Here is a 15661-nt window from a genome sequence, read left to right as displayed (position 1 = left end):
TTTAGTAAAGGTTTTCAAATAAAGTAAAGGAGTTCATTACTCTTTATGAAGAGGTGTTGTCACTCAGCACTTCACCGCATTGAAAATAAGAGCCTATCCCCTCTAAGAATCCAGATAATGGGTGATTTGATCACTATGCTACTATGAGGTAAAGACACTTTGGAGAATGGTTGATAGCGTCACTCCTATGGGATTTAGCGGCTCATCGGACGCCCCCCTGGAAAGGACGCTGGCGGAACGGAAATCAACCTCTCGCCTTGCAAAGTTGCTATTTCTACCGTTGACTTCTTCTTTTTTTAACAACATAAAAAGGTGTATTCCGTCTAATAGGAATACACCTTTTATTATGATTATAGAGATTAATAATCGTTAAGTGATAGCTCACCTAGCCAATCTTCTTTAATAATCTTCCTTGCTTGTTCTTCACTTTCGGCAATAGGGAATACTTTATCAACCTGTGAAATAGCGAATAAGTTGCGAATGAAATCATCGACGACAATAATGGCGATTTTCTTATCTTTTACAGACACCTTCTTAGCAAAATTAACGATCATACCGAATCCAGTACTATCAATATTTGTTACCCTTTGCATATCGATAATGTATCCGTGTTTTGTGTCTAAGCTAAGTGTTTGCAGCTCTGACTTTATTTCTTCAATCATCCCGTATTCTAAATCGCCTGTAAACGCAATCACAATATAATCAGCCTTTGTGTCAATATTCATTGCAATTTTCTTCTGATTCATCCTATAGCGCCTCCATTTTTCTTTTCTTGTTTGGGGATTTATTCAAACTTAAATTTATTCACTTCATTTTGTAATTTATCAGCAATTGATGATAACTCATCTGAGCTTTGTGTAATTTCGGCAACAGTCGCATATTGCTCTTCTGAGGTTGCGGCAATCTCTTCTGTAGCTGCTGCAGCGTCCTCGATGATGCGAGAAATATCTTGAATGGCTTGTTGCACATCTAGGGAGTTGTCGTTAACATGTGTAAATGCCACTTTCATTTGTTCGACACCTTCTTCAGTTTCGACAACTTTCTCCACGATTTCTTTTAAGGCACTTCCGCCTTTATTGATGATCGTTACTTGCTCCTCGACAGCTAGTAAATTACTTTCCATTGTTCGTACGGTCACAGATGTTTCCGCTTGGATATCATTAATAAGATTAGTAATTTGTCCAGCTGCTAAACTTGACTGTTCAGCTAATTGACGAACCTCTGATGCAACGACAGCAAAACCTTTCCCTTGATCACCTGCTCGTGCTGCCTCGATGGCCGCATTTAGTGCTAACAGATTCGTTTGTTCTGCGATGCCAGTGATAACGGTAATAATACCACCAATTTCTTCAGAGCGCTTGCCTAATTTTTGGATAGAATCTGTTGCATAAGACACTGTTTTCGTAACATCACTTAGATGCATAATCGCTTCATTGATGGCTTCTTCTCCTTTACGTGCGATATGAGTGGATTCGATAGCGCTATTTAAAGTGATTTCAGCTTTTTGTAAGCTCTTTGATACTTCCTCAAGCGTTTTTTGCATCATTGAAACTATTCGTTCAGCCTGATCAGATTGAGTGGTAGTACCAACGGCGATTTCATTCATTGTTAGTGCGATCTGATTAGATGCTTCACTTGTTTGATGTGATGATTCTGCCAAAGTGTGTGATGACTTTGCAATTTGATGTGCACTACCAGCCACAATTTTTATCGTCTCTGTTAAATGATTTTTCATACTACTAAATGCGCGTGCTAATTCAGCGATTTCATCTTTGCCTTTAGGGTTTAACAGTTTAACATTTAAATTTAGTTCTGCTAGTTCCTTGGCATTGGTACTTAGAATGTTAATAGGATTAACAATTTGCTTTTGTAAGAACCAACTAATTCCTCCAATCATTACAATGGCGATCACTAAGGAAATCGCTACATTCTCCAGTGCTGATTTTGTGGCAATGCTTATATAAGGAGCGGTAGGGACAGCGGTTGCCCATACACCGATAACCTCGCCTTGACTATTTACAATCGGATCATAGGCTGCTTGATGCAAACTTCCTAAGACATTGGCAGAACCGATAAAGCGCTTTTTTTCTTTTAGTACAACAGTAGCAACCTCGTCAGAAACCTTTGTATTTAAAGCGCGTTCACCATTATCCACTATATTGGTACTTATACGCGTATCGTTTTGAAAGATGGATACAGCATTCCCGTTTGTGAGTTCTCCAACTTTATCAGCTACCTCAAAGTTTTCTACCATATTGATATCGCCCTTATAGAGTTGGTTGTTTTTAATGGACCATTCACCAGGATATTTAGCGTCTAAATATTCATAGCTCAACTGTATATCTGATAAAAGCTTTGTATCAGCACTTTCTAATAGATTGTTCTTGGCAACAAAAAAATTGACTCCTGCTAAAAGGGAAGTAAGTAAAATAATACAACCAAATATAAGCAGATTCATTTTCTTTCGTATAGATAACTTCATTAAAACGCCCCCAATTTTACGTTTACTTTATAGATGAATCTTTTTGGAAATACCAACTAAAAATTTTGTTTCAGAAATATTTTCGAACCAAATATGGTCGACCATATTTTTGACAAAAAATAAACCGCGTCCACGATCAGCATAATCAAATTTGTCTAAATCGAATTGAAGAACTTTGTCCCAGTCCTTTTCGTCAATGCCTTTTGCTTCGTCAGTGACTGTTATTTTTATCTCTTCGTTTGATTGAGTTACTTGTATTTGAATCTTCTTTTGAGCGGGTGTATTAATTTTTCTCATAGCCTCTACGGCATTGATGACTAGTTCATGAACAACAAATCTTAACTCTCGTTTATAAGGTAGATTATATAACTCTGTATAATTCTCCATTACTTGATCAATAAAGGCTATAGCTTGTGTATCAGGATTTACATTGAGTGTGAATTCCATCTTCAATCACCTACCCTTTAATGTAATTGTTATTGAAACGACTGTGATGTCATCGCTGTAATCATTATCAAATAAATTGTACTTTTGAGAAAACTTTTGTAGTGCATAGCTGTTATCCTGTGAAGCATAGGCGTAGAAAAAGTCCATATCAATTGAGTTTTGCTCGTTCAATGTTAATAATCCATCCGTATAAAGAATAATACGATGCCAGCCTGATAAAGGTATTGTTTTTTTATTTATTTGAATAGTAGGGAATAGTCCGAGGATAGGCGTATTCGCTGGGAGGAAGACTGTTTCTCCAAATTTTCCAAATAAAAAACCAGAAGGGTGAGCCGCATTCACATAGTGCAAAGTGCCGTTTTTTGTATCTAGAAGTATGTAGATTGCTGTCATTAAAAAACGGTCCATATCCTCATCAGAAAATAGCTCGTAAATTTGGCGGTTAAGTTCTTGGATTACGGCTACTGGATCAATTAACTTAGTAATCATTCCTTTTAATAATGATCTGATGGACATAGTAACGAGTGATGCAGCTATGCCATGCCCCATTGCATCGTACAGAAGAATGGCGGTTAAATGGTCATTAATCTTAAACCAGCAGTACATGTCACCTCCTAGTGTATTGGATGTTACGTAAAGACCATCAACCTGTATTTGCTCAAGATTTAATGGAGGAGATAGTGCGTTCTTTTGGAATTTTTTTGCAACAAATAAATCTTTTTGAATCATACTTTCTTGCTGCTTTCGAAGCTTGGCTTCCCTCTGATATTTTAAGGCTACTTGAATTCGAGTCTTAAAGTGAGTAAAATCAAACGGCTTTAAAATAAAGTCGAAAATGCCTGCTTCAAAAACCCTATCGATTGTTATGTTTTTTTCGTAGGTAGTAGATAGAAGGATAGGGACATCTATCCAATTTTTAAGTACATGAATGTGCTGACAAATTTCCTCGCAATTGCTGAGTGTCATTTTCGTGTCAAGTACGATTAATTCCAGCTCATCTTTCAAAGCTGAATCTACTAAATAGTTCATTGCTGCTTCCGTTGTTGAAAAGCAATAAATATTGGGGATGCTGATACGATGAAAATATTTTTGCAGACGTAGCACATCATTACTTACGCTGCCAATAATTAATACTGACATGCCTACTTAATTCACCGCCTTATGTATCTATAACTAAATATTTCCTGGAAGCCAACATAATGATTTCTAACCATAATTATATACTCCGTATTTACTGATAATATGAATAAATTAAAATTCTAATTTGCTATAAATTTACCAATAAATATCGCATTATACAAGGCTTTTGTGATATAAAGTAAAACTTAATCAATAGGATTTTTGACATCTTGGTTCTTGGATAGGGTTCACGGGTTATCTTTTTAACGATGTTCTTGATATATCTACAATTAATGCATGGGGAAATAGTGAATACTTCGTCTCTAGTCATGATACTAGACTGTTCATTTTTAGAGTGACGAAGAATTTTTGTAAGACTAAAGGCCTTTTGTAGAAAGTAGTAATTTTGCCCTTTTTTAAAGATGAAAGATCGCTATTTGAGATGGAAATGTGGTAAGAAAAATTAATCTAAAATAAGGATTAATATATTCGATAAAAAGCATGTCATAAAACCTTACATACATATTGCTTATTCTTCAAATTTAATGTATTTTTAGAGCAGTTATAAAAAACGTGTTAATTAAAATTACATTGGAGTGGTGAAGAATGAAACATTATACCAAAGAAGATATTATACGCCGAGTGAAGGAAGAAAATGTGAAATTTATTCGCCTACAATTTACAGATATCTTAGGGACAATCAAAAATGTGGAAGTTCCTGTCAGTCAATTAGAAAAAGCGCTAGATAATAAAGTTATGTTTGACGGCTCTTCAATCGAAGGTTTTGTGCGTATTGAAGAATCAGATATGTATTTAAAGCCAGATATCAATACCTTTGTGATTTTTCCTTGGACTGCTGAAAAGGGGAAAGTAGCTCGCTTTATATGTGATATTGCAAGACCAGATGGTACACCGTTTGAAGGAGATCCACGCTCCAATTTAAAACGAGTATTGAAGGAAATGGAGGAGCTGGGCTTTACGTCGTTTAATTTAGGGCCAGAGCCTGAATTTTTCCTATTCAAGTTGGATGAAAAAGGGCATCCGACACTGGAATTAAATGATAGTGGAGGCTATTTTGATTTAGCGCCAACTGATTTGGGAGAGAACTGTCGTCGTGATATTGTTTTAGAGCTAGAGGGGATGGGCTTTGAAATTGAAGCGTCTCATCATGAAGTAGCACCAGGCCAGCATGAAATCGACTTTAAGTATGCGAGTGCTATTGAGGCATGTGACAATATCCAAACATTTAAACTGGTGGTAAAAACCATTGCTGCACAGCATGGTCTCCACGCAACATTTATGCCAAAGCCACTATTTGGGGTCAATGGCTCAGGAATGCATTTTAATCTCTCTTTATTTGAAGGTGATAAAAATGCCTTCTATGATGAACATGCAGACTTGCAATTAAGCGCAACCGCACGTAGCTTTATGGCAGGAATTATGAAGCATGTGCATGGCTTTACAGCTATCACGAATCCACTTGTCAATTCCTATAAACGATTAGTACCTGGCTATGAAGCCCCTTGCTATGTAGCATGGTCTGCTCAAAACCGTTCACCATTAATTCGCATTCCAGCAGCACGTGGGCTATCTACACGAATTGAATTGCGTTCAGTTGATCCAGCAGCAAACCCTTATTTAGCAATGGCTGTAATTCTAGCATCTGGGCTGGATGGTATACGAAAAGATTTAACACCACCAGCCGCGGTAGACCGTAATATTTATAAAATGACAGCAGCAGATCGGGAGTTGAACGGGATTGATAGTTTACCATCCTCATTAGAATTTGCGCTAATTGAATTAGAGATGGATACCATTGTTCGTGATGCATTGGGTGACCATATTTATGATAAATTTACAGCTGCCAAAGAAATTGAATGGAATAAATATCGCACACGTGTCCATAACTGGGAGCGTGAGGAATATTTAACGATGTACTAAAGGTGTTGGGGCTTTTTTAGCTCCAACTTTTTTATGTGACATGTACTTCTTTTTGCTCTATCATAAGATTAAAGGAGTGTGAACGATGACACAGATAACTCAAGTTGTGACAATTCAAAACAATGATATTGTTCAATTTGAACTTGATATTAACCGTGCTTTAGTAGATTTAAAAGGCTTTTTCATACTTGATATCAAATACAATACGCTCTTTATTGGAGAGCAGACAGTCATCCATTCTGCTTTAATTATTTATCAGCAAAACAATTACACTATTTAACAAGAGGGGTCATGTCGATGAGACGTGACTTTTTTTAATAAAAGATAAACTCGATTGTTGGAAAGGTTAATGGTAATCGGGTTTCTTCCTCCTTGGATTGTCATAAATTAATTCATCTGGATCACGGATCATTATTTTTCTCCCTAACCAGTAAGTTTCAAAGTAATGAACATCCACAACTTCATTAAGTCTTATAATAACTTCTTTAATAATCTTAATGAAATAGCTTGTTATCCTGCCGAATGTAGCGTGCCTCAAAGTTTTCTACTGCCATTTTACCACTTGATGGAAACACCTGTTTTTTTATCCAAAGCACCTTGGTATTTTACAAAAAATACCTCCTCTCTTATATTTACAGTGGGTAAATGAAAATCGATAGTTGTCGGAAATTTATATGTATTTTATATACTTTTGCTATAATAAAATTATCATGTTCATCGAACAAAGGAGGGGTTTGGTTGAAAATACGGTTAGGTCTTCTTGGCCCTTCAGACTCGATTGAATTTGTCGAAGCTGTCTTGAAAAATTGGCCAGAGTTTATATTTACCTCGATAGAATGTCTAGCACAAGAGGATTTAGATGAAAAAGTGACACCTTTATTGATGGAAGAAATGGATATGTGGCTGTGTACAGGGCCCATCACCTATAATATTGTGCAAAGTTGGAACCAACTAAAGACACCAGTTTTTTATGTTATGTATAAAGGATCATCCTTATATAAAACCGTGTTAAAGGTATTGTACGAACACAAAATCGACGTGAATGAAATTAGCTACGATGCTGGTAATAGTGATGCATGGGAGCAGGCCTTGGTGGAGGCAGGGATTGAAGTAAAGCCTAAATTTGTGGAATCGGAGACAATTTCATTAAAAGAGCTTGTGCACTATCATTTTAAGCTTTGGGAAAGTGGCCAAACAAAGGCTGCCATTACTGGTCATCCCATTCATCATGAACTACAACTGCTAGGTGTTCCAACCTATCGATTGTTCCCATCCTCGATGGCTGTAGAGGCTGTTATTACGAATATGCTACGAACATATGAAATGCTACGCTATAAGGCGACTCAAATTGCTGTACAAATAATCGAAATTGATCCATTTTTAGGAATCGCAAAAAATAACTTCTCAACAGATGAGCTGTTTAGAATGGAACTTAAGATAATGGAGCATTTGCTGACGTACACAAAAAGCATCCATGGTTCCATTAAATCTACAAGATTTGGGCGTTATGTGATTTTCACTACGAGAGGCTTAATGGAGGATATAACGAAGAATTTTAACCAAATGCCTGATATAGAAGATTTCACACCGCTAGATCAAGAGGCCATGACTTGTGGAATTGGGATTGGTCAAACGGTATATGACGCAGAAATAAACGCTGGAAATGCCTTATTGCATGCAAAGGAATGCGGTAAGGGTTCATGGATGGTTTGTTTTGATGATAAAAAAATTGCAGGACCGCTTGGAAAGCCTGAACAACTTACATACTCCTATACCTCAGAAGAATTAGAGGCTTTAAGTCAGAAAACCACCTTAAGTGTGATGACATTAAATAAGTTAAAGTCCTCATTGAAAAAATTAGCAAGTGATGAGCTGAATGCTAATGAGCTAGCAAAATATATGCAGATACCAGCTCGAAGTGCGCGCAGAATATTAACAACCCTTGAGGAAAAAGGATTTGCTGAAGTCGTTGCAGAGGAGAAACCCCATACACGCGGACGTCCACGTAAGGTTTATAAAATTTCTCCATTCTAAGGAGAGTCCATAGATATATGGACTCTCTTGTTATGCTATGAGCGAATTTTGTATTGCTTTACATCTGATGGCAGAGGGGAAGTGTATACCTCACCAGCTCGACGTTCAATTAATTCTGCCTTCGCTTGTTCAATTAATTCTGGTTGTAGAAGGACATCCAGTGCTGTAGAAGCCATAACTTTCCCTGCATGAAGCATGCCTTTATGTGCTAAGGAAGTTGTCCCTGTTGCTACGATTTGCCATGTATGAAGAGGGGTTCCAAGTGGTTCACATGCGGTCATGCATTGTGCAGTTGGGACAAGCCAGCTAACATCACCTACATCAGTAGATCCAGCCATAAATTCATCAGGCTTAAATGGATCAATAATATCCGCAATATCTTTTCCAGCTAATTGACGATTTCTTTGCACATCCACCTTTTTTTCCTCTTCCGATAGTGTTTTACGAATAGCACTAGCAAATTGTATTTCCTCATCTGAATAAGAAGGTGTACCTAATTTAATGAAATTTTCATACATAACCTGTTCTAATGTTGTATTTGGAAGCACATTAGAAAGAGCTGAAGCTAGATCTATTTCTACCTCAGTACCAGTCATCAGAGCAGCACCTCTTGCAATTTCACAAATACGTTGGTAGATATCCTCCGTTTGAGAAACTCTTGGAGCTCTTACAAAATACAAAACTTCTGCCTCTGCTTGTACAACATTTGGAGAAAAACCACCTGTATTTGTAATGGCATAATGGACTCTTGCTTCAGGAATGATATGCTCTCGTAAATAATTTACTCCTATATTCATCAACTCCACAGCATCAAGAGCACTTCTCCCTAAGTGAGGGCTAGCAGCTGCATGGGCGCTTTTACCTTTGAATTTAAAGTACACTTCGTAACAAGCGAGTGTGGCAACCGACATAATATTATTCGTTGTTCCTGGATGCCAAGTCAAAGCAATATCAACATCATCAAAAACACCCTCTCTTGCCATAAAGGTCTTACCGCCACCGATTTCTTCCCCAGGACAACCGTAATAACGGACCGTTCCTTCGATATTGTTCTCTTGCATGTAATCACGTAATGCAATAGCAGCACCAAGTGAACCTGTACCTAATAAATTATGTCCACACCCATGACCGTTACCTCCTGCTTCTTGTGGATTTGGCTGCGCTATACCGCCATGTTGACTTAAACCAGTAAGCGCATCAAATTCTCCTAGAAATGCGATAACAGGATTGCCATGACCAGACGTTCCTATGAAGGCGGTTTCAATTTGGGCAACACCTTTCTCCACTTCAAAACCTTCATCCTCTAGTGCTTTGCTTAATAGTTCAGCAGATTTAAATTCTTCAAATCCTGTTTCAGCATATTGCCAGATTTGATTACTCACTTCAATTAATTTTTCTCGTTTTTCTTCAATAATTTGTGATAGTCTACTATGTTTGGTCAAATAAACTCACCCTTACCTTTCTTTTTATGCATGATCAATTAAACTACTATTCTTTGATGGAATTCTATAGAATACCGCACAGATTACCACGATGACTAAGGCACCGATTAGGAAGAAGAAGGCTGCTTGGAATGAGCCTCCAAAACCATCAATAAGAGCACCCATAGCTGTTGGGGCAATAAAGCCAGCCATACCACTAGCGAAATACATCATGCCTAAAAAAGAGCCTATAATTTTTTGAGAAACATACTTAAGTGGAATGGCCAAAATTGCCATTGAAATGGCTGAATCCCCTATAGAGAAGATACTCTGAAAGGAAATCGCTAACTGAATACTCGATGCATTAAACATCATATAAAGGCATAGGCCTGAAACAATGGCACCAATCAATACAATTATTTTTTCTTTTCCAGCAAGTCCTTTATCAATTAAAAATCCTGTGATAATAGCTGCGATTAATCCACAAGCCTGTGGAATCATAGCAAGTGATCCGACTTCTCGTAAATTTAAATTCCGCGTTTGTTCCAAATAGGAGGGAAGCCATGACGAGAAACCCCAATGGACTGTACTTGAGCAAAAGTACATCACGACAAGCATCCATAAAAATGAACTTTTATAGAGTTCTTTCATTGGACGACCATTTGAAGTTTCTGCCACCTGTTGTTTAATAAGCTTTGGGGGATTGTAAAACTTAAACAATAAAAGAGTGACAATTAGACCAACACCACCAATAATGTAAAACATTGTGCGCCAGCCCCAAGTATCAGCAATTAAACCAGCCAAATACAAAGCAAGAACACCACCAATTAATTGAGCAGCTAGAAGCATCGATTTAGCCCGTGCACGAACATCTTTTTTGAAAATCTCCGTAATGGCAACGCCACTGCCTGTCGGTAAACCACCATCACCAAGACCAAGAATAAAACGAATAGCTAAGATTGCCATAAAAGAGCCAATCATCCCAGTCAGTAGGGAGAAGAGGGAAATCATGAAAACAGCAATAACAATTATTTTCCGTGAGCCAAACTTATCAGAGGCCCATCCTGCTAGCAATGTCATCAGTGCACTGCTTAGCCAAAAGCTACTGATGACCAACCCGCTTTGTGTCTGTGTTAAATGTAATTCTTTGCTAATGGGGATAATGGCCACATTCATACCGAACAATGTTAATGAATCAACTAACCATGCTAGAAATAATAATGAAAAGATAAAATTTCGTTTGCCAACACTCAATTGCGTATGTAACTCACTCATTCAATTCTTCCTCCTTTTTAGGACGCTTTATTTTTATTTAAGGACAATAAAGGTCTTGTCCGTTATTATAAATACATTATTGTTATTTTTCAATATATTTTGATTTCGAGTACAATGAAATTTTGAGGAGATAGAGAAAAAAGTGTAGATAAAGGACGAAATTAAGCAAGGGGAGTAGATCATAAAAAATACTTCCCTTAAAACCTGTCCAAAGTTAGCATAAAAAGACAGGTTATATAGCAGTATCTATTTTAAGATGGAATCAAGGAGTGAAAGCAATGAGTTGGATTGAGTCGATACAAAAGGCCATTAATTATATGGAGGAGCATTTATTAGAGGATATTACGATTGAACAGATTGCGCAGGAGGTTAATTCTTCTGTCTTTCACTTTCAGCGAACATTTGCCATTTTGACAGATATGTCTATTGCAGATTATCTGCGGCGAAGAAGATTAACATTAGCTGCACAAGAATTGCTGGGTACTGAACAAAAAATAATCGATCTCGCCTACAAATACGGCTATGAAACTCCTGAAGCCTTTACTAAAGCGTTTCGAAAACAGCACCATGTTACGCCTAGTGAAGCAAGAAAGAAGCAAGGACCATTACAATCATATAATCGCCTGGTCATACAGGTAAGCTTGAAGGGAGCAGAACCAATGAAATATAAAATTATTGAAAAAGACAAGTTTCAAATTGTGGGTGTAAAAAGAACATACAACTGTCAAAATGGGGAGAATACAACGGAAATACCTCTATTTTGGCAAGAGGTAAACCAAAGTGGCTTTGATCACCAGCTATACCAATTAAATAATGGCACGGTCAATGGTGTATTAGGTGTTTGTGTACCAAATACTGAACAGGGACAAAAGGGCTTCATTGATTATTGGATTGCTACTGATCATGTAGGAGAAGTAGGGGAAGATCTCTTAACAATGGAAGTACCTGCATCCAAATGGGTTATCTTTGAAGTACATGGACCTATGCCTGATGCAATGCAAAATACGTGGAAACAAATTTATTCAGAGTGGTTCCCATCCAACCCATATGAACCAGCAGGAACAGCAGAGTTGGAGGTTTATCCTGAAGAGGATGCTTATAGCCCTGATGCGTATTCAGAAATTTGGATTCCAATTAAATAACAAAAAAGCCAAGGATGCTATACTAGTGCATCCTTGGCTTTTATTATTCTATTAAAAAAATTTACCCTTTTTTTAGTTTTATTAAAGATGTAAAATATATATATGTTTAAAATGAACGGTTTAGCGGTGTTTATTAATCGTTACATAATTTCATGAGGGGGTTAAGAAATGATGAGAGGTACGATTCAAAACAAACGTGTTGAAATTTCACAAGAGGATGCACAGCAATACTTAAAGTTGGGAAAAGTTGCGCATGTTGCAACAGTTGATGAGGAAGGTTTTCCTTATGTTATTCCGTTTGTCTATGTATATGAAGGGGAGGACAAACTATACTTGCATATTGGTAATCTTCGAGAAAGTCACTTTTGGTCAAATATCAAACAAAATCCTAAAATTTGTATAGAAGTTTGCGATATGGGTGATTTACATCCAGGCAAAAAATATGCCTGTCAATCCGCACTAGTTTATCAAAGTGTTGTTTTGTTTGGACATATCGAAAGAATTGAAGAGGAAACGAAAAAAGAATGGTTCTTTGATGCGTTACTGGAGAAGTATGGCAATCCTGAATGGACATTTGAAAGAGAAGGCTATCCGATTATGCCGAAAATTGAACTATTTGAAGTAAAAATAGAAAAGCTGACAGGGAAAATTAATCACGGCATGTATCATTAATCAAAAAGGCTAAGTATTGGTTGAATTCTACCATGCTTAGCCTTTTCTTCTTACGATTTTGTTAAAGTGTAAAGTTGTAGAGTATCATCAGTATTGTGCTTCTCTTGGTAAATGAAATTCAATTTTTTTAAAACCTTGATTGAATTGATATTGGCAGCGTCAACTTCTGCCACAATGGTTTCCATTTTTAAGTGCTTAAAGGCATAATCAATTAAAGCAGTTATAGCTTCTGTTGCATAGCCTTTTCCCCAATATTCCTTGCCCAAATCATAGCCAATCTCTGTTAGAGCATTGTCATAATCAAGCATATTAAAGCCACATGACCCAATGATATGATTGGATGCCTTTTCAAAAATAGAGAAGCGGATTGCCTTGTGTTGCTTAGCTAATTGTTCTAGAAGTTCAATCATTTCCAAGGCTTGCTCTTCTTGTGTAAACTGTGTAATGTTCATATACTTGGTTACATCAGGATCAGACCAAATGGTTAATAAACTTTTAGCATCAGCTTTCTCCATTTTTTGTAACCGCAATCTTTCCGTGTCGATATTTTCAATCAATACTTTTACCTCCAAAATTATGATGATGTTGGATGAAAAATATTGCTATCTGCGCATAATTCAGTCCCTTCATATGGATATAAGTTTATTATAATAGAAATGATACATACTGCAAAATACTGGAGGAAATAGCATGATAAAAGTCTCGGAAGAGCAATATCCTATCATTAAACAATTTATTTCAAGTGCCCCGACATTTGTTTATAGTATACTAGATCGAATGATAGAAGGAGCTGTCTATTCCGATACAGCTGCTTTTCAAACATTATTATTTCACACGAAATCAGGGATATACTATGTATATGGCGATGAAAATAAGACTTCGATTGATTATCAGCTTGCCTATTGTTTGCAACAGGCTATAGAACAACAGAAACGGTTTACCTTATTTTCTTATTCAGAACAGTGGAATACTAAAATCGAACAATTGTTAAATAATCAACTGAGAAAGCTAGAACGCTATACATTTACATTTGATGAAAATATTTATAATCATAGAGAGAAGCATGGGGAAAGTGATTACGAAGTCAAATTTATTACTGAACCCTTGATTAAAAATTCACTGGAATTTGATCAGACATATTATGAGGAATATTGGGATTCTATCTCTAATTTCCTCAAAAATGGCTTTGGCTTTTGTTTGGTACATAAAGAACAAATCATTAGTGAAGCGGTCTCTATATTTAAATCAAATGAGTATGCAGAAATTGATATTATGACAGATTCGAATTTTAGAGGACAAGGATTAGCAAGTAGCATTGCAGAAACATTTATAGATCATTGTCTTGTCAACCAGCTAAAGCCTTGTTGGGATTGTGACATTTCGAATACAGGATCCATTCACCTAGGCACAAAGCTTGGTTTTACGACACCACAAAAATATGCTATCTATACAAAAAGTAGCCCACGCGGTTATTAAAAACATCGTGAGCTTTATCTGCTTTTAAAAGAAACGATTGCGTAATTCAAAAACTCGATAGAATAGTCTAGCGTCTCTAGCCATTTTATTTGGAGCGTTCATATGTGGACGGAGGCATTGTTGAAACAATTCATCACAGTACTTTGTGCTACCGTGGCGTTCATAGCATTCATCATGCAGTTTACAGCAAACATCCACTGCATTTGTAGGCGTACCTGGTCCTGAGCAGCCAGGACCACAGTATCGGTAGCCGGGATAACAAAAACCGAGCTTGCGATTTCTATTCATCTCCTAAACCTCTCTTTTCGATGTTTTTACTATAAAATATGTAATATTTCATCGTAGAAGAGGATAAAAAACTATAAGACTATTCTTTTTGATTTGTAAGGTTCCCGTAAGCTTAAAAATAATTACTTGTAAGGATGGGGAGTTATGCTAGCTATAGCATAAAAGATAAGGAGTTTTTCAACATGAATCCATCCGTTACACAAAAAGAACGAATCATTGCCTTAGATATTATTCGAGGATTAGCGTTATTTGGTATTTTATTTATTAATGTAGGTGCCTATCAGCTCTTGATGGAGGGTGCACCAATGCCTGATATGAGCGGAATCAATGGAGTTATTGATTCACTTATTAATATTTTTATAGAAAAGAAATTTTTCTCTATCTTTTCATTCCTATTTGGGGTTGGTTTTTATATTTTTGCTACACGTGCAGAAGCGCGGGGAGATAGACCGAGAATGCGCTTTGCAAGACGCTTATTGGCTCTATTGGTTATAGGTATTATTCATATTTTTATTTTTTGGGGCTCTATCCTAGCCATTTACGCAGTGATTGGTTTTTTATTGCTACCATTTTACTCTGCGAAGGTTTCAACCATTTCTAAATGGTTGTTTACGATTATCACACTGCATATTCTGGCATTATTAGGACAAATGTATATGCCGTCTAATGCAGTTTCGTCAGCTATATTTGGCTTTTTAGGCAATGATGCCGTAGCCATCTTTATTATGTTTTTAAGTGGATTTTTAGTAGCAAAAGCTGATTGGATTGGGCACATTGGAGCGCATAGTCAAAAAATAAAATGGTTGCTTTATAGTACTTTCCCGTTCTTTATTGGATGCTCATTATGGATTTGGTTTTCCTCACAAGCAGATGACCAACAGCTTCAATCTATCATTGGCTTAGGGGTTGTTCCAACAACCTATTTTTATCTAAGTTGTTTGTTTATTCTATTAGAACATAAAACAATAGTGAAGCTACTTCAGCCAATTGGACGTGTGGGGCAAATGGCCTTTACAAACTATTTAGCGCAAAGCTTTATTGGAACAGCCATTATTTCATTAATGGGGCTAGAAGTAGTTTCACCATCAGATATTGTAGTGATAGCGAGTATTACGTTTATCATTCAAATAATTTTTAGCGTGATTTGGTTTAAGTTCTTTACAATAGGACCATTTGAAAAATTATGGCGATATATGACTTATGGAAAAAAAGTCGTGTCCAAACAATCATAAAATACTGTAAATCCCAAACAATCCTACTGTTTGGGATTTTTTCTGCTAAAATAAATTGTATGTTTTTGTAAAAAATGAAACCTAAAATAGGAGATAATCGTAAACTAGGTACCAGAAATAAAGGAGCGTTTA

At 36.7% G+C, this 15661-nt stretch carries 15 protein-coding genes; 7 read left to right on the top strand and 8 right to left on the bottom strand.

What is annotated here, in order from left to right; translation table 11 throughout:
* Positions 1-359: 359 nt before the first annotated feature.
* Genes AAJG31_RS07330 through AAJG31_RS07315 form a run of 4 tightly spaced genes read right to left on the bottom strand, consistent with a single transcriptional unit; the run spans position 360 to position 4069 of the window.
* Positions 360-746, bottom strand: a complete 387-nt coding sequence (locus AAJG31_RS07330) for an STAS domain-containing protein (RefSeq protein ID WP_009370722.1) — start codon at positions 744-746, stop codon at positions 360-362.
* Positions 747-784: 38 nt separating this feature from the next.
* Entirely contained in the window at positions 785-2482 is a 1698-nt protein-coding gene (locus AAJG31_RS07325) for a methyl-accepting chemotaxis protein (protein ID WP_066036608.1), read from the bottom strand.
* 27 nt (positions 2483-2509) lie between these two features.
* Complete coding sequence (locus AAJG31_RS07320) at positions 2510-2929, bottom strand: ATP-binding protein (protein ID WP_279496436.1); 420 nt, start codon at positions 2927-2929, stop codon at positions 2510-2512.
* 6 nt (positions 2930-2935) lie between these two features.
* Positions 2936-4069, bottom strand: a complete 1134-nt coding sequence (locus tag AAJG31_RS07315) for a response regulator (protein WP_048391278.1) — start codon at positions 4067-4069, stop codon at positions 2936-2938.
* Positions 4070-4654: 585 nt separating this feature from the next.
* Between AAJG31_RS07315 and glnA the strand changes: the two genes are divergently transcribed.
* From glnA to AAJG31_RS07300, 3 genes are all read left to right on the top strand, one after another.
* A complete protein-coding gene (glnA, locus tag AAJG31_RS07310; protein ID WP_048391277.1) occupies positions 4655-5989 on the top strand; it encodes a type I glutamate--ammonia ligase in 1335 nt (444 codons plus the stop codon).
* Positions 5990-6074: 85 nt separating this feature from the next.
* The gene (locus AAJG31_RS07305; RefSeq protein ID WP_048391275.1) at positions 6075-6269 is read left to right on the top strand and encodes a hypothetical protein; all 195 of its coding nucleotides are present in this window, start codon (positions 6075-6077) and stop codon (positions 6267-6269) included.
* A gap of 458 nt (positions 6270-6727) precedes the next feature.
* On the top strand, positions 6728-8023 hold the full coding sequence (locus tag AAJG31_RS07300) for a transcriptional regulator (RefSeq protein WP_048391274.1): 1296 nt from the start codon (positions 6728-6730) through the stop codon (positions 8021-8023).
* A 35-nt stretch (positions 8024-8058) separates the two neighbouring features.
* On the opposite strand, the gene AAJG31_RS07295 is transcribed toward AAJG31_RS07300, so the two are convergent.
* Both AAJG31_RS07295 and AAJG31_RS07290 read right to left on the bottom strand, forming a co-directional pair.
* Entirely contained in the window at positions 8059-9465 is a 1407-nt protein-coding gene (locus tag AAJG31_RS07295) for a M20 family metallopeptidase (RefSeq protein WP_048391273.1), read from the bottom strand.
* A 24-nt stretch (positions 9466-9489) separates the two neighbouring features.
* Entirely contained in the window at positions 9490-10719 is a 1230-nt protein-coding gene (locus AAJG31_RS07290; protein ID WP_048391272.1) for an MFS transporter, read from the bottom strand.
* Positions 10720-10997: 278 nt separating this feature from the next.
* Between AAJG31_RS07290 and AAJG31_RS07285 the strand changes: the two genes are divergently transcribed.
* Positions 10998-11861, top strand: a complete 864-nt coding sequence (locus AAJG31_RS07285) for an AraC family transcriptional regulator (protein WP_048391271.1) — start codon at positions 10998-11000, stop codon at positions 11859-11861.
* Positions 11862-12029: 168 nt separating this feature from the next.
* Entirely contained in the window at positions 12030-12533 is a 504-nt protein-coding gene (locus AAJG31_RS07280) for a pyridoxamine 5'-phosphate oxidase family protein (RefSeq protein ID WP_279494339.1), read from the top strand.
* Positions 12534-12583: 50 nt separating this feature from the next.
* On the opposite strand, the gene AAJG31_RS07275 is transcribed toward AAJG31_RS07280, so the two are convergent.
* Positions 12584-13090 carry a GNAT family N-acetyltransferase gene (locus AAJG31_RS07275; RefSeq protein ID WP_103117649.1) on the bottom strand — a complete coding sequence of 169 codons (507 nt, stop codon included), beginning with the start codon at positions 13088-13090 and terminating at the stop codon, positions 12584-12586.
* Between the two features lie 133 nt (positions 13091-13223).
* Between AAJG31_RS07275 and AAJG31_RS07270 the strand changes: the two genes are divergently transcribed.
* Entirely contained in the window at positions 13224-14009 is a 786-nt protein-coding gene (locus AAJG31_RS07270; protein WP_279494340.1) for a GNAT family N-acetyltransferase, read from the top strand.
* 24 nt (positions 14010-14033) lie between these two features.
* Here the strand turns inward: AAJG31_RS07270 and AAJG31_RS07265 are convergent, their stop codons facing one another.
* Entirely contained in the window at positions 14034-14297 is a 264-nt protein-coding gene (locus AAJG31_RS07265; RefSeq protein WP_279494341.1) for a Parvovirus coat protein VP1-like protein, read from the bottom strand.
* Positions 14298-14479: 182 nt separating this feature from the next.
* Between AAJG31_RS07265 and AAJG31_RS07260 the strand changes: the two genes are divergently transcribed.
* Positions 14480-15529, top strand: coding sequence for a DUF418 domain-containing protein (locus AAJG31_RS07260; RefSeq protein WP_279494342.1), 1050 nt, complete (start codon positions 14480-14482; stop codon positions 15527-15529).
* Positions 15530-15661: the final 132 nt, after the last annotated feature.

Origin of the sequence: Lysinibacillus sp. BS3 (assembly GCF_039614735.1) — a bacterium.
Classification (GTDB): Bacteria; Bacillota; Bacilli; order Bacillales_A; family Planococcaceae; genus Lysinibacillus; species Lysinibacillus capsici.
This window is presented reverse-complemented; position numbering and strand designations above follow the sequence as displayed.

Coding starts and splice junctions, on each gene's coding strand:
- AAJG31_RS07330 (WP_009370722.1), bottom strand. CDS start 746: ATGAATCAGAAGAAAATTGCAATGAATATTGACACAAAGGCTGATTAT.
- AAJG31_RS07325 (WP_066036608.1), bottom strand. CDS start 2,482: ATGAAGTTATCTATACGAAAGAAAATGAATCTGCTTATATTTGGTTGT.
- AAJG31_RS07320 (WP_279496436.1), bottom strand. CDS start 2,929: ATGGAATTCACACTCAATGTAAATCCTGATACACAAGCTATAGCCTTT.
- AAJG31_RS07315 (WP_048391278.1), bottom strand. CDS start 4,069: ATGTCAGTATTAATTATTGGCAGCGTAAGTAATGATGTGCTACGTCTG.
- glnA (WP_048391277.1), top strand. CDS start 4,655: ATGAAACATTATACCAAAGAAGATATTATACGCCGAGTGAAGGAAGAA.
- AAJG31_RS07305 (WP_048391275.1), top strand. CDS start 6,075: ATGACACAGATAACTCAAGTTGTGACAATTCAAAACAATGATATTGTT.
- AAJG31_RS07290 (WP_048391272.1), bottom strand. CDS start 10,719: ATGAGTGAGTTACATACGCAATTGAGTGTTGGCAAACGAAATTTTATC.
- AAJG31_RS07285 (WP_048391271.1), top strand. CDS start 10,998: ATGAGTTGGATTGAGTCGATACAAAAGGCCATTAATTATATGGAGGAG.
- AAJG31_RS07280 (WP_279494339.1), top strand. CDS start 12,030: ATGATGAGAGGTACGATTCAAAACAAACGTGTTGAAATTTCACAAGAG.
- AAJG31_RS07270 (WP_279494340.1), top strand. CDS start 13,224: ATGATAAAAGTCTCGGAAGAGCAATATCCTATCATTAAACAATTTATT.
- AAJG31_RS07265 (WP_279494341.1), bottom strand. CDS start 14,297: ATGAATAGAAATCGCAAGCTCGGTTTTTGTTATCCCGGCTACCGATAC.
- AAJG31_RS07260 (WP_279494342.1), top strand. CDS start 14,480: ATGAATCCATCCGTTACACAAAAAGAACGAATCATTGCCTTAGATATT.